Annotated in this window: 8 protein-coding genes and 5 pseudogenes; 1 reads left to right on the top strand and 12 read right to left on the bottom strand. The window is 72.4% G+C overall.

Annotation, left to right across the window (positions count from 1 at the left end; genetic code table 11):
• Positions 1-47 precede the first annotated feature (47 nt).
• Entirely contained in the window at positions 48-692 is a 645-nt protein-coding gene (locus JN350_RS07035) for a hypothetical protein (protein ID WP_205464050.1), read from the bottom strand.
• A 170-nt stretch (positions 693-862) separates the two neighbouring features.
• Here JN350_RS07035 and JN350_RS07030 point away from each other — a divergent pair.
• Positions 863-2489, top strand: a pseudogene (locus JN350_RS07030) (molybdopterin-dependent oxidoreductase).
• Positions 2490-2668: 179 nt separating this feature from the next.
• Here JN350_RS07030 and JN350_RS20095 read toward each other — a convergent pair.
• The 11 genes and pseudogenes from JN350_RS20095 to JN350_RS06980 form a co-directional block, all read right to left on the bottom strand.
• Positions 2669-2797 (bottom strand): hypothetical protein, encoded by a 129-nt coding sequence (locus JN350_RS20095; RefSeq protein WP_275898019.1) that lies wholly within the window; start codon positions 2795-2797, stop codon positions 2669-2671.
• Complete coding sequence (locus JN350_RS07025) at positions 2794-3447, bottom strand: putative protein N(5)-glutamine methyltransferase (protein WP_240347601.1); 654 nt, start codon at positions 3445-3447, stop codon at positions 2794-2796. Before JN350_RS07025 ends, JN350_RS20095 begins: the two co-directional genes overlap by 4 nt.
• Positions 3448-3521: 74 nt before the next feature.
• Positions 3522-4499, bottom strand: coding sequence for a ribose-phosphate diphosphokinase (locus JN350_RS07020; protein WP_111084848.1), 978 nt, complete (start codon positions 4497-4499; stop codon positions 3522-3524).
• A 61-nt stretch (positions 4500-4560) separates the two neighbouring features.
• A pseudogene (gene glmU / locus JN350_RS07015) lies at positions 4561-5987 on the bottom strand (bifunctional UDP-N-acetylglucosamine diphosphorylase/glucosamine-1-phosphate N-acetyltransferase GlmU).
• 197 nt (positions 5988-6184) lie between these two features.
• Positions 6185-7566: pseudogene (locus JN350_RS07010) on the bottom strand (MFS transporter).
• Between the two features lie 203 nt (positions 7567-7769).
• Positions 7770-8807 (bottom strand): NAD(P)-dependent alcohol dehydrogenase, encoded by a 1038-nt coding sequence (locus tag JN350_RS07005; protein ID WP_205464049.1) that lies wholly within the window; start codon positions 8805-8807, stop codon positions 7770-7772.
• Entirely contained in the window at positions 8804-10117 is a 1314-nt protein-coding gene (locus JN350_RS07000; protein WP_205464048.1) for an ROK family transcriptional regulator, read from the bottom strand. The genes JN350_RS07005 and JN350_RS07000 overlap by 4 nt, the downstream gene beginning before the upstream one ends.
• 138 nt (positions 10118-10255) lie before the next feature.
• Entirely contained in the window at positions 10256-11308 is a 1053-nt protein-coding gene (locus JN350_RS06995) for a sugar phosphate isomerase/epimerase family protein (protein WP_205464047.1), read from the bottom strand.
• A 70-nt stretch (positions 11309-11378) separates the two neighbouring features.
• Positions 11379-12478, bottom strand: a pseudogene (locus tag JN350_RS06990) (Gfo/Idh/MocA family protein).
• Entirely contained in the window at positions 12475-13182 is a 708-nt protein-coding gene (locus JN350_RS06985) for a ThuA domain-containing protein (RefSeq protein ID WP_205464046.1), read from the bottom strand. The pseudogene JN350_RS06990 and the gene JN350_RS06985 overlap by 4 nt, the downstream one beginning before the upstream one ends.
• A pseudogene (locus JN350_RS06980) lies at positions 13179-14332 on the bottom strand (Gfo/Idh/MocA family protein). The gene JN350_RS06985 and the pseudogene JN350_RS06980 overlap by 4 nt, the downstream one beginning before the upstream one ends.
• Positions 14333-14441 lie beyond the last annotated feature (109 nt).

The following is a 14441-nucleotide window of genomic DNA, read 5'->3' as shown; positions in this document are numbered from 1 at the left end:
TGCCGATCGGCGGGGCCCTTCCCACGTCCGACCGCTGTGTGCTCGGTTCAGGCGACGATGCGCTCGCGCGCGAGGTCGGCGACGAGCCGGTCCAGCCGCTGCCCGCGGCCGAGCAACCGACGGGAGCCCGGAGCCGTCCGGACGAAGAAGGTCGCGACCGCCGGGGTGTCGTCCGGCCGGACGTAGTGGATCGCGACCGCGCACGCCCGACGGGCATCGGCGCGGTCACCGTCGCCGCGGACGTCCTCGATCCCGACGTGCACCACCCTGCTCCACCGGATCACGAGCAACCGCGTGGCCTTGCGGTCGTCGAGTTCCCACAGGGAGGCCTCGGTCGCCCCGAACGCCCAGGTCACGCGGGCACCGAGGCTCACCTCCGGCCGGACCTCGGCGATCGCGTCGCGCAGTTCGGTCGTCGGAGCCGCCGGCACGAGCCAGACCGTGGGGTCGATGCGGCGGATGGCGAGCGCGAGGGCCTCGTCAGCGTGCCGGCGTCGCACCGCAGCGGCACGGAAGACCGCGACCACGATGACCGTGACACCCAGCGCGATCGCACCGAACTCGACGATCCCGAACCAGGACAGGTCGACGTCGGGCGCCGCCCCGACCACGATGATCCGTGCGGTGAGGAGTGCCGCCCAGATACCCACGATCACCCACCGCAGCGTGGACAGGCGCTGTGCAGCGGACATCGGTGTGCGGTCGGATCGGCGGGCGCGGCCGGGGCGCGGAACGGGATCTGGACGCCTCGGCACACCCCGATCCTCGCACGACCCGATCGGCAGGTGCTGGCCGGGGTCGGTGAACGACCGGGGAACCGCACGCACAGCCGACGAGCGGCCGGGCGACCTACGCTCGGGCGGTGACCACCGAACGCACCACGGACGTCCCGACGCCGGACGACCCATCGACGGACGAACGCCCGGCCGGAGCCCCGCTCCGCCGGCCCGCGGTCCTCGCTGCGGCCGTCGGTCTCGTGGCCGCCGCCGCCTTCCTCGGGATCGCCGAGTTCGGGGCGCTGCTCCTCGGTGGTGCCGGCAGCCCGTTGGTGGCCGTCGGGTCCGCCGTGATCGACCTCGCACCGGCCGGGGCCAAGAACCTGATGGTCGCCCTGTTCGGCACCGGCGACAAGGTCGCACTGTTCACGCTCATGACCGTCATCGTCGCCGCGATCAGCGCCGGGGCCGGGGTCCTCGAGCGCGCCCGGCCGCCCTTCGGGGCACTCGTCTTCGCCATCGGCGGCGTGCTCGCGCTCATCGCGGTGAGCACCCGTTCCGGCAGCGGCACGTTCGACGGCGCTCCCACCGTGTTCGGTGTGGCAGCCGCCGTGATCACCCTGCGGCTGCTGCTCCGCCGGCTCCGGCGCTGGGAGGCCGCAGCGGCCGTCCCGTCGGCATCACCGCGACCTGCCTCGACCGAGCGCCGCGCGTTCCTGGTCTGGGGCGTCGGTACCGCAGCGGTCGCGGTCGTGGTGGGCACTGCCTCCCGGGTGGGGTCGTCCGCGATGCAGGCGGTCGCCGCTGCCCGGCGAGCCGTGCGCCTGCCCGCGGCGGCGATGCCCGCACCGGCCGTACCGGGCGGCGCCTCGCTCGACGTCGACGGGATCACGCCGTACGTCACACCGAACGCCGACTTCTACCGGATCGACACCGCGCTGCGCGTCCCCTCGATCGACCCGGCCGACTGGAGCCTGCGCATCCACGGCGCCGTCGAGAACGAGGTCACGCTGACGTGGGACGAGCTGCTGGCCCTGCCACTGGAAGAGCACATGGCCACCCTGAGCTGCGTGTCCAACGAGGTCGGCGGCGATCTGATCGGCAACGCGCTCTGGCTCGGGTACCCGATCCGCGAGCTGCTGGCCCGCGCGAAGCCGACCGGGGACGCCGACATGGTGCTGTCCCGCAGCATCGACGGGTTCACCGCCGGCACGCCGTTGGACGTCTTGCAGGACGAGGACACCGACGCGCTGCTCGCCATCGGCATGAACGGTGAACCGCTGCCGACCGAGCACGGGTTCCCGGCGCGGATGGTCGTGCCCGGGCTGTTCGGGTACGTGTCGGCGACGAAGTGGGTGACCGAGATGGAGGTCACGCGCTTCGCCGATGCGCAGGGCTACTGGACGCCGCGCGGATGGTCGGAACGCGGGCCCGTGGAAGCTCGAGTCGCGCATCGACACCCCACGGAACGGGACGACCGTGACCGTCGGCGAGCAGGTCGCCATCGCCGGGGTCGCCTGGCAGCCGCACACCGGGGTGAAGGCCGTGCAGGTCCGGGTCGGCTCGGGTGCGTGGCAGCAGGCGGAACTCGCGGACTCGGTGTCTGCGGACACCTGGCGCCAGTGGGTGCTGCGCTGGACGCCGACCGCGGGGTCGCACCGGATCGAGGTCCGCGCGGTGAGCGCCGACGGCGAGGTGCAGACGAGCGTCGAGCGGCCGCCCGCGCCGAACGGGGCCTCTGGCTGGGCGTCGGTGACGGTCGACGCGAAGTAGCGCGGCGTCGGGTCGGGGCCAGGTCGGGCCGGGGCCGCGCGGCACGCCGTCTGCTGATCGCCGAGGTTCCGAGATCTCGGCATGTCGAGCGCTCGAACGGCCGTCTGTGCGACCTCGGCGGAAGTGAGCGGCATGTCGCGACCGGTCGGCGAACCAGACGCCGGCCGTACTCGTGCGGGTCAGGCGGGGAGCGTCGCGACGACGCAGGTGCCGTCGACCTCGTCGTCCTGCTCGACGACAGCAGTGAACCCGGCGGCCAGGAACGCCGCGACCGAGACGTCCGCCTGCGCCAATGACACCTCGATCACGACCGAACCACCGGGGCGCAGCCACTCCCCGCTCCCGCGGCGATCCGCCGGTGCAGGTCGAGGCCGTCCGCCCCACCGTCGAGGGCGACGCGGTGCTCGTGCTCCCGCGCTTCGACCGGCATGAGCGCGATCGACGCCGTCGGGACGTAGGGGGCGTTCACCGCGATGACGTCGACGGCGCCGCGGAACCGGTCCGGCAGCGGCGCGAACAGGTCACCGGCGACGACGATCCCGCGGTCGCCGATGTTCTCAGCCGCGACGTCGACGGCGTCCGGGTCGATGTCCGTTGCCACGAGGTCGAGTGCGCCGACCCGGCCGAACAACGCCACCGAGATCGCTCCGGCACCGCAGCACAGGTCGACCACGCGGTCGTAGCGCTGCAACCGACGGGCAGCCTGCTCGACGACGACAGCGGTCCGGGCACGCGGCACGAACACCCCGGGGGTCACCCGGATGCGGTGTCCGTCGAAGGCGGCCCAGCCGAGGACGTACTCGAGCGGCTCCCCGCCGAGGCGACGCTGGAGCAGGGAACGCAGCCGGACGGGGTCACCGGCGCCTGCTTCGAGCAGCAGGTCGGCTTCGTCCTCGGCGAAGACGCTCCCCGCTGCCCGGAGCCGGGCCGCGAGGGCGTCACGCGCGGGATGGGTCACCAACGTTCCGCAGACACGTCACGTCGACGAGACGGTGAGGCGCCGTCGGCTGTGCCCATGGTTCGACGGCTCCGCTACGCTGCGCCGTCGAACATCGACGTGACGGAGCCGTCGTCGAAGACCTCGTGGATGGCGCGGGCCAGGAGCGGGGCGATCGGCAGGATCTCGAGACGGTCCCAGCGCTTCTCGACGGGCACCGGCAGGGTGTCGGTGACCACGACACGGTCGATGAACTCGCTCTGCAGCAGCTCGGTGGCCGGGTCGGAGAACACGGCGTGGGTCGCGGCGACGACGACACCGATCGCGCCGGCCTCCTTCAGCGCCTCGGCTGCCTTGGCGATCGTGCGCCCGGTGTCGATCAGGTCGTCGACGAGCAGGCACCAGCGGCCCGAGACGTCGCCGACGATCTCGTGGACCGTGACCTGGTTCGGGACCAGCGGGTCGCGACGCTTGTGGATGATGGCGAGGGGCGCGCCGAGCTTCTCGGACCAGATGTCGGCGACGCGGACGCGGCCCATGTCGGGCGACACGACCGTCAGCATCGACGGGTCGAGGATCTCGCGGAAGTGCTCGAGCAGCACCGGCATGGCGAAGAGGTGGTCCACCGGGCCGTCGAAGAAGCCCTGGATCTGGGCGGCGTGCAGGTCGACGCTCATGATGCGGTGCGCGCCCGCGGCCTTGAACAGGTCGGCGACCAGGCGGGCCGAGATCGGCTCGCGGCCGCGGCCCTTCTTGTCCTGACGGGCGTACGGGTAGAACGGCGCGACGACGGTGATGCGCTTGGCCGAGGCCCGCTTCAGCGCGTCGACGATGATGAGCTGCTCCATGAGCCACTCGTTGATCGGCGCCGTGTGCGACTGGATGACGAACGCGTCGCACCCGCGGACCGACTCGTCGAACCGGACGTACAGCTCACCGTTCGCGAAGGTCCGGGCATCGGTCGGGACCAGGTCGACGCCGAGTTCCTCTGCGATCTCGGCGGAGAGCGCCGGGTGTGCTCGCCCCGAGACGAGGACGAGTCGTTTCTGGCCGGTTGTCTTGATTCCGGACAAGTGCGGTGCTCACTCCCTGACCCGTGTGGGGTCGATGTCGACGACCGGTGGTCGCCAGGATCTATTCGCCGTTCGCGTGCCGAGCAGCCTCGGCCGCCGGTGTGCCGGGTCGGTGTTCCTCGACCCATCCGTCGGTGGTGCGCTGTGGGGCGTAGCTGATCGCGAGCGATCCGGCCGGGACGTCCTTGCGGACCGTCGTTCCGGCACCCGTGTACGCACCGTCACCAATCCTAACCGGGGCGACGAACACGTTGTGCGAGCCTGTACGAACGTGCGAGCCGACCTCGGTGCGGTGCTTGTGCACGCCGTCGTAGTTCGCGGTGATCGTGTTCGCACCGATGTTCGAGTCCTCGCCCACCTCGGCGTCGCCGATGTACGACAGGTGCGGGACCTTGCTGCCGCGCCCGATCTTCGCGTTCTTCGTCTCGACGAAGGTGCCGATCTTGCCCTGGTCGCCCAGGATCGTGCCCGGACGCAGGTACGCGAACGGTCCCACCGACGCGCCGTCACCGATGACCGCGAGGGTGGCGTCGACCCGGTTCACCGTCGCGCCGGCACCGACCTCGGTGTCGCGCAGCGTGGTGTCCGGCCCGACGACGGCACCGGCGGCGATGGCGGTCGCGCCGAGGAGCTGGGTGCCGGGCAGGACCTCGGCATCCGGTTCGATCGAGACGTCGAGGTCGATCCAGGTGGTGGCCGGGTCCTGCACGGTGACACCGGCGAGCTGGTGCCGGCGGACGATGCGGGCGTTGAGCTCGCGGGCGGCGTCGGACAGCTGCGCTCGGTCGTTGATGCCGGCGACGAGCCACGGGTCCGTCAGGGTGACCACGTCGATGCGCCCGCCTCGCGCACTGATGAGCGCGGGGGCGTCGGTGATGTACTTCTCGCCCTGCGCGTTCGCCGTGGTGAGCGACGGCAGGACAGCCCGGAGGCGCGCCACGTCGAACGCGTAGATGCCCGCGTTCGCCTCGGCGATGGCCAGCTGTTCGGCTGTCGCGTCCTTGTGCTCGACGACGCCGACGAACGCGCCGTCAGCATCCCGCACGATCCGTCCGAGGCCGGTCGGGTCCGGCGCGATCGCACTGACGAAGGTCGCACCGTTTCCCCGCCGGCGTGGGCGTCGACGAGCAGGCGGAGCGACGCCGCGTCGAGCAACGGGACGTCGCCGGAGAGCACCACGACGGCTCCGTCGAAGTCGGCGGGGAGCGCCTGGACCGCGACCTCGACCGCGCGGCCGGTGCCGGGCACGTCGTCCTGGTCGACGACGATGGCGTCGGGCGCACGCTCGGTGACCTCCGCTGCGACCAGGTCGCGCTCGTGCCGCACGACCACGGCGACGTGCTCCGGCCCGAGGGACGACGCCGTCCGCAGGACGTGCGCGATGAGCGGCAGCCCGGCGAGCCGGTGCAGCACCTTGGGGGTGGACGACTTCATGCGCGTGCCCTGCCCGGCGGCGAGGACGACGACGGCGATGCGCTGGTCGGTCATGGGTCCATCCTGGCGCACCCGCGCTGCGGAGTCCGGTGGAACCGCGGCCCTGTGCAGAACCGTGCGCACAACCGCACCGGTGACGTTCCTTCCCATCGACCTCGGGATGGAAAGCGGGATCGGGCATACCTGGCCGGAACAAACGACCAGCTTCGCCCGAAACGACCAGCTACACCCACACAGCTACACCCACACACCTACGCGCGGAACGCCCGCGGCTCGGGCTTCACGAACGCCATGAGCACCAGCCCCACGACGAGCACCACCACGATCCCGAGGATCCCGAAGCGCGTCGAGCCGCCGACCGTCACCGCGACACCGAACAGCGCCGGGGCCAGGAACGACGCCGCCCGGCCGGTGGTGGCGTAGAGGCCGAAGAGCTCGCCCTCGCGGCCGGGGGTCGCCAGCCGCGCCAGGTACGCCCGCGACGACGACTGCACGGGCCCGACGAACAGCGCCAGGGTCAGCCCGAGCACCCAGAACCACTCCGTCCGAGTACCGACCGCCAGCACGCCGAGCCCGCAGGCAGCGAGTCCGATCAGCGACACCATGATGAGCGCGCGCGAGCCGAAGCGGTCGTCGAGCCGTCCGGACACGAAGGTGGCGACGCCGGCGACGACGTTCGCGGCGATGGCGAACAGGATGACCTGCGAGGCGGTGAAGCCGAACACCTGCGCCGCGATGATCCCGCCGAAGGTGAACACCGCCCCGACACCGTCGCGGAACACCGCGCTGGCGACCAGGAACGCGAGCACGTTCCGCCGCTCGCGCCAGAGCCGGGCGATGTCCCGACCCAGGTCGCGGTACGCGCCGAACACACCGCCGGTGTGCCGGTGGTCGGGCGCGGCCTCGGGCACGACGATGAAGAGCGGGATCGAGCTGACCGCGAGCCACACGGCAGCGATGCCGATCGCGACGCGGACGTCCCACTGCCCGGTCGCGACGGTGGCCGGCAGCTGCAGCAGTCCGCCGACGACGCCGTCGCCGCGGAAGTCCTGGATGCAGAGCACGAGCAGCAGCACGAGCAGCACGATCCCGCCGAAGTACCCGGCGGCCCACCCGATCGCGGACACCCGTCCGGTGCGCTCCCCGACGCGACCTGCCCGATCATCGCGTTGTAGCCCACGCTCGCGATCTCGTACGCGACCGTCCCGATGCCGAGCAGCGCCGCCCCGAGCACCAGGTACGGCTGGCTCGGCGCGACGAAGACCATGCCGCCGATGGACAGCACGATGCCGATCGTGGCGATGAGCACGGACCGGCGGCGGTGCCCGGACGAGTCCGCCAGGCGCCCGATCGCGGGTGCCACGAGCGCGACGACGATGCCGGCGATCGTCAGTGCCGTGGAGACCACCGCGGCGTTGTGGGCGAGTTCGCGCTCCACCAACGCGGTGCCCGCGGCGGAGGTGTCGGACACCTTCGCCGGGTCGACGAACGCCCGGCTGGCCAGGTACGTGCTGAACACGAACGTGGTGACGACGGCGTTGAACGCCGCGGACCCCCAGTCCCACAGCGCCCAGGACACGAGCGCGCGCCGGTCGGTGCGCTGCGGCACGACGGCGGCCGGTGAAGCGGTCATGCGCGAACCGTAGCGCGTCCCGGTGACGCACCGGTGGCCCCGTTCCGGGTCACGTGCCGGACTGGGCCCACGCCGCCGGTTCCGGACCGACGCGCCAGCGGCGGGTCGGCCGTGCCGGTGGGGAGGCCCGTGGCGGCCTGGCCACGGGCCTCCCGTCCGCCCTGTGCGGTGTCCAGGACCCGGCGCGCGTCGCGCACGTCGGCTCAGGCGGGCACGCCGCCGGGGTAGACGACCGACTTGAGGGACTCCGGGTCGGTGTCGCTCTCGAGTGCCTCGCGGACCTCGTCGAGGCCGAACCGACCCGTCACGAGCGAGTCGAGGTCGATCTGCCCGGACGCGACCAGGCCGATCGCGACGGGCCACGTGCCGGTGTAGCGGAAGATGCCGGTGACCGTGACCTCGAGGTTCTGGATGTGCTCGACGGGCAGGGTCATCTCGGAGTTGCCGAGCCCGACGAGCACCGCGGCGCCGGCCGGTCCGACGGCCTTGATGCCGTCGGACACGGCACGGGGAGCACCGCTGGCGTCGATGAACGCGTCGACCGGGGCGATGTCCGAGGCGACGGACACCACGGTCGGGTCGACGACCTCGGTGGCGCCGTAGTGCAACGCGCGCTCCCGGCGCTCGGGGACCAGGTCGCTGATGACGATCCGGGTGGCGCCGAAGGCCCGCGCGGCCTGGGCGCAGATGATCCCGATCGGACCGGCACCGGCGATGAGGACCGAGGAGCCGGGGACGATGCCGGCCTTGCGGACCGCGGCGATCCCGACGGACAGCGGTTCGAGCAGGGCGCCGGCCTCGAACGAGACGGAGTCGGGCAGGACGTGGGCGAACTCGGCCTCGATCGTGACGAACTCGGCGAAGGCACCGTCGACCGGTGGGGTCGCGTAGAAGCGCATGTGCGGGCAGAGGTTGTAGCGGCCGGCCAGGCACTGCGCGCACCGGTGGCACGGGCGCTGCGGTTCGACGGCGACGCGCTCGCCGACGCGGGCGGGGTCGACGCCAGCACCGACGGCGGTGATCGTGCCGGACAGCTCGTGACCGAGGACGAGGGGCTCCTCGACGACGAAGTCCCCGATGCGGCCGTGCCGGTAGTAGTGCACGTCGGAGCCGCACACCCCGACGGCGGCGACCCGGACGAGCACGTCGCCCGGGTCGACCTCCGGGACCGGGCGGTCCTCGACGGTCAGGTCCTGGGTCCCGAGCAGCACGCTGGTGCGCTGGCGCTGGATGGAGGTCATGGGGTTCTCGCTTCCTCGGCCGCGTCGTCGCGGTCGGACGTGTGGGTGGTGGAGCGGTCGGGCGTGTGGGTGGTGGAGCGGTCGGACGTGTGGCCGGTCGTGGAGTCGGCTGGAGCGGGCCTCGGGACGAGCCGGGCCGCCGTCGGGTCGCGCAGCAGGTCGCGGAACCCGAGTTCGGCGGCGCCGCGGAGCAGGACGTCCCGCCCGAGGGCTGCCGGCACGACGCGCAGCCGGTCGGTCATCGCGGCCATCGTCTGCGCCCGGACGTCGTTCTCGACGCGGTCCCCGACGTGTCCGAGCAACGTGCTGAGGAACCCGCCGAGCACCACGACCTCGGGGTTGACGGTGTGGATCGCGTTGCGGAGCGCGGTGGCGAGGGCCGTCACCTGACGGTCGACCACCCGCTCGACCTCGGGCCGGTGCTCGGCGAGCGCTGCGGCGAGCGCGTCGAGGTCGTCGGGCGGTGTCCCGGTGACGTCGGTGAGCGCCGACCGCGACGCCTCGGTCTCGAGGCACCCGACGGCGCCGCAGTGGCACCGGATGCCGTTCGCCGCCACGAAGGTGTGGCCGAGTTCCCCCGCGTACCCGTCGGCGCCGCTGAAGGGCCGCCCGGCGCTGACGATCCCGCCGCCGATTCCGCTCGCGCCGCCGTTCAGGTACACGAGGGCGTCGACTCCGCGGGCGCTGCCGTACAGGCGTTCGGCCCAGGCACCGAGGTTGGCGTCGTTCGCAGCCCGGACGGGCAGGCCGAGACGTGCAGCGAGCGGCACCGCGAGCGGTTCGTCGCGCCAGCCGAGGTGCGGGGCGTTGCGGACGGTGCCGTCCTCGACGCGCACGATGCCGGGGACGGCGACGCCGACGCCGACGATCCGGGCGCCTGGGGCTGTCCTCGCCCGCGCGGCGGTCCGGGTGCTCAGGACGCCGAAGATCCGTTCGACCGCGTCGATCGCCCGTTCTGCCGTCGGTACGGTGGCCTGCGGCTCGACGAGTCGGTCGCGCACGGTGCCGTCGAGGGCGACGAGGGTCACCCCGACCGCGTCGATCTCGACCGTGACGGCGGCGGCGAGCACGTCGCCGGCCGCCCGCACGACACCGCTCGGCCGTCCGACCCCGACGCCGGGGGCACCGGCGGACGGCATCTCCTCGAGCACGAGTCCGGCCTCGACGAGTTCGCCGACGAGCGCCAGGACCGTCGAACGGTTCAGGCCGGTGCGCCGGGTGAGTTCGGCGCGGGTGACCGGGCCTTCCTCGTGCACCAGGCGGAGGACGCGCGCGGCATTGCCGGGTGTCGCGGTCGGTTGCCGGGCCATGGTCCTCCTCGTCGGTTGGTCGATTGGTCGGTTGCGTCGGTGGATGGGTGCCCGAGTCTCGCGCTGAGCGACAGTCCTCGCGCTCGCGGGCCCGCGAAGTGTCGCTCAGCCCGAGTCTCGGCCCCGGTCAGCCCCGGCTCACGCCCGCGACCGCGAGAACGCGGCGTCGAACGAGGCCGACGGCGGTGCGATCGTGCCGAGCTGCCGCACGAACGCCAGCGCCTCGGGTCCTCCGACGAGTCGGTCCATACCGGCGTCCTCCCACTCGACGCTGGTCGGTCCGGTGTACCCGATGTGGTTCAGCACGCGGAACACGCGCTCCCACGGCACGTCACCGTGTCCGGCGGTCACGAAGTCCCAGCCGCGGCGCGGGTCGCCCCACGGCAGGTGCGAGCCGAGCCGGCCGTTGCGCCCGTCGAGCTGCTTCACCGACTCCTTGCAGTGCACGTGGTACACCCGGTCGGCGAAGTCGAGCAGGAACGCAGCGGGATCGAGGTCCTGCCAGACGAAGTGCGAGGGGTCGAAGTTGAACCCGAACGCCGGTCGGTCCGCGAAGAGCTCGAGGGTGCGCTCGGCGGTCCAGTAGTCGTACGCGATCTCGGACGGGTGCACCTCGAGCGCGAAGCGGACCCCGACCTCCTCGAACACGTCGATGATCGGCGACCAGCGGTCGTGGAAGTCCTGGTACCCGGCGTCGATCATGCTCGGCGGGACCGGCGGGAAGCCCGCGACGGTCTTCCAGATCGACGAGCCGGAGAACCCGGTGACGGTGTCGGCGCCGAGTGCCGCTGCGGCGCGCGCGGTCCACTGGAGTTCCTCGGCGGCACGCTGCCGGACGCCCTCGGCCTCGCCGTCGCCCCAGACGTGCGGCGGCAGGATGTCCTCGTGCCGCTGGTCGATGGGGTCGTCGCACACGGCCTGACCGACCAGGTGGTTCGCGATGGTCCAGACACGCAGTCCGTTGCGTTCCAGGATCGCCTTGCGCTCGGCGACGTACGACGGGTCCGTCGCGGCGCGCCGGACGTCCAGGTGGTCGCCCCAGCAGGCGATCTCGAGTCCGTCGTACCCCCAGTCGCCGGCGAGCCGGGCGACCTCCTCGAAGGGCAGGTCAGCCCACTGTCCGGTGAACAGCGTGACCGGCCGGGAGGCCCGGGTCGGCTCCGCCGGGTCGCTCGCGTCCGTCGTCGTCATCGTCGTCGTCCTTCCGTGCGGTGGTCGAGGTGGGTGCTGCGGTCGAGGTCCGTGCTGTGGTTGAGGTCCGTCACCACGACCCGGGTGCGGACCCGGCGGGGACGGCGGCGGGGCGGTCGACGCGCGAGTGCACGTCGACGACCGCGTGGTCGCGGGCCGCGGCCGAGACGGCCTCCATGATCTCGAGCACGTGGAACGCGAGATCGCCCGAGGCCCGGTGCGGACGGTCCGAGGCGATCGCGTGCGCCAGGTCGGCGAGCCCGTACCCGCGACCGGCGTCGGCGTACCCGGCGGAGACCGGCAGCCTCGCCACTCGCGGTCGTCCGCGGTGGCGATCGACACCGGGTCCGAGAACCGGTTCGGGTCCGGGACGCCGAGGGTGCCGGCGGTGCCGTACACCTCGAAGAGCGGTGCGCGGGTCGCCCACACCTCGAACGAGACGGTGACGGTCGAGACGACGCCGTTCTCGTGCTCGAGGATCGCGACCACGTGGGTGTCGATGTCGACCGGGATCGCCGTGCCGGCGTTCGGTCCGGTCGCGACGGTCCGCTCGCGGGTGGAGCGGGTGGCATTGCCGCTCACCCGGACGACCGGTCCGAAGAAGGTGACGAGGCTGGTCAGGTAGTACGGGCCCATGTCGAGCAGCGGGCCGCCACCGGGCTGGTAGTAGAACGCGGGTGCCGGGTGCCAGAGCTCGTGGCCGGGGGCGCTCCAGGCGACGGCCGCGCCGACCGGGGTGCCGATCAGGCCGTCGTCGAGGGCGGCCCGAGCGGTCTGGATGCCGGTGCCGAGCACGGTGTCCGGGGCGCTGCCGACCCGCAGGCCCGCGGTCCGGGCGGCCTCGAGCACCGGTTCGGCCTCGGCCGTGGACATCGCCAGGGGCTTCTCGCCGTAGACGTGCTTGCCCGCGGCGAGCGCCCGGGTCGCCACGTCGGCGTGGGCGGCGGGGATCGTCAGGTTGAGCACCACGTCGACGTCGTCGGCCGCGAGCAGCTCGTCGACGCTCGTGCCGCGCACGCCCTGTGCGGCGCCGACCGTCTGCGCCCGGTCGACGTCGAGGTCGGCGACCGCGACGAGCGACAGGCCGGGCAGGGCCGGGAAGTGCTCGAAGTACTGCTGGCTGATCACGCCGACGCCCACCACCCCGACGCGGAGTACGGGTTCGTTCATCGTGCTGCCCACAGGAGGCCCCTCTCGATGATGGTGCGGAGTGGCTGCGACTCGACGACCTCGAGGCGGTGCCCGGGCGCGGAGACGAACACGCGGCCAGCACCCCACTGCCGTGTCCAGATCGCCGGTGCGGTGACCGGACGGTTCCAGGCGTCGAAGTCGCGCGCTTCCTGCGTGGTGGTCGCGAGGACGTCGTTGTACTCGTCGGACAGCACCCAGTACTGCTCGGTGACGAGGTCGAAGTCCTCGATGCCCTGCGTGATCGGGTGCGATCGTCCGAGGTCGGTGAGGTGCACCGTGTACGGGATGTAGTTGTCGGGCTGCTCCCCGACGCGCTCGTCGGGGTGCTTGCCGGCGTGGTGGGCGAACTGGCCGCCGACCATGTGCAGGTAGTCGGCGGTGTTCCGGAACGCGTCCGCGATCCCGCCGTGCCAGCCGGCCAGTCCGGCGCCGCCCAGGACCGCGCGCTGCAGCCCGGCGAACTCGTCGTCGGCGATGGTCGACATGGTGACGACCTGCACGATCAGGTCGACCTCGGCCATGACGGACTCGTCGGCGTAGACGGCCGTCGAGTCCGACACCCGGACGGCGAACCCGTTGTCACGCAGGAACGGGACGAACAGGTCGGTGGTCTCGACGGGCTGGTGGCCGTCCCAGCCCCCGCGGACGACCAGGGCCTGACGTGTGCCGTCGGCGGCGGTCACGAGGTCGCCGTCCAGCTGCTGCCGTCGGCAGCGCTGCGTTCGACGGCGTCGAGCACCCGCTGCACGTGCAGGCCGTCCTCGAACGAGGGCGCCGGGTCGGTGCCGGCCACGATCGCGTCGACGAAGTCCTTCACCTGGTGGCTGAAGGTGTGCTCGTACCCGATGAGGTGTCCGGTGGGCCACCACGCCGCCATGTAGGGGTGCTCGGGTTCGGTGACCAGGATGCGGCGGAAGCCCTGCTCCCCGCGGGTGCCGACGACTCGTACAGCCGCAGTTCGTTCATGGACTCGAGGTCGAACTGGATCGCTCCCTCGGACCCGCTGATCTCGAGCGTCAGGCCGTTCTTCCGGCCGGTCGCGTAGCGCGTGGCCTCGAACGTGCCGATCGCACCGTCGGCCGCACCGCCGCCGAGTCGGGCGGTGAAGAACGCGGCGTCGTCGACGGTGACCTGCCCGCGCTCGCTCGACGCCGTGCCGGAGAGTCCGACGCCGTCGGCGAGCAGGGGGCGCTCGGTCACGAAGGTCTCGAGCAGACCAGACACCCGGGTGAGCTCGGCGCCGGTGACGTGCTCGACGAGGTCGATCGCGTGCGCGCCGATGTCGCCGAGCGCACCGGAGCCGGCGAGCTCCTTGTCGAGGCGCCAGGTCATCGGGCCGTCCGCGTCGGCGAGCCAGTCCTGCAGGTAGAGCGCGCGGACCTGGCGCACGGTGCCGATCCGGCCGTCCTGCACGAGCTGTCGGGCGAAGGCGATGGCCGGCACCCGGCGGTAGCTGAACCCGACCATGGCGCGGACCCCGTGCGCCCGGGCGGCTGCGGCAGCGGCGGTCATCGCCTCGGCCTGTTCGACGGTGTTGGCGAGCGGCTTCTCGCACAGGACGTGCTTGCCGGCCTCGAGCGCGGCGATCGCGATCTCGACGTGCGACGACCCGGGCGACACGATGTCGACGACGTCGATGTCCGGGTCGGCCACGACGGCGCGCCAGTCGGTCGACGCCGACTGCCAGCCGTACTGCACACGAGCGGCCTCGGTGCGTTCCGGGTCGCGCCCGACGACCACCGCCATCTCGGGTTCGACCCCGAGGTCGAAGAACCTGGGGGCGGTCCGCCATGCCTGTGAGTGCGCGGCTCCCATGAAGCCGTGCCCCACCATGGCGATCCGCAGTCGTTCCTGTGCCATCCGCTCGCTCCTTTGCGATCACGTCCTTGCCACAGCCAACACTACCGCTTATGTTGGGCGCGGCAACATTTTGTTTCGACGA

The sequence above is a fragment of the Curtobacterium sp. 24E2 genome (assembly GCF_016925595.1).
Classification (GTDB): Bacteria; Actinomycetota; Actinomycetes; order Actinomycetales; family Microbacteriaceae; genus Curtobacterium.
The sequence above is the reverse complement of the archived record's forward strand: the minus strand, read 5'-3'. Positions and strand labels throughout refer to the sequence as shown.

What these genes read in the sequence shown, in the direction of transcription:
- JN350_RS06995 (WP_205464047.1), bottom strand. Translation starts at nt 11,308, where the DNA reads ATGACGACGACGGACGCGAGCGACCCGGCGGAGCCGACCCGGGCCTCC.
- JN350_RS07005 (WP_205464049.1), bottom strand. Translation starts at nt 8,807, where the DNA reads ATGACCTCCATCCAGCGCCAGCGCACCAGCGTGCTGCTCGGGACCCAG.
- JN350_RS07035 (WP_205464050.1), bottom strand. Translation starts at nt 692, where the DNA reads ATGTCCGCTGCACAGCGCCTGTCCACGCTGCGGTGGGTGATCGTGGGT.
- JN350_RS07000 (WP_205464048.1), bottom strand. Translation starts at nt 10,117, where the DNA reads ATGGCCCGGCAACCGACCGCGACACCCGGCAATGCCGCGCGCGTCCTC.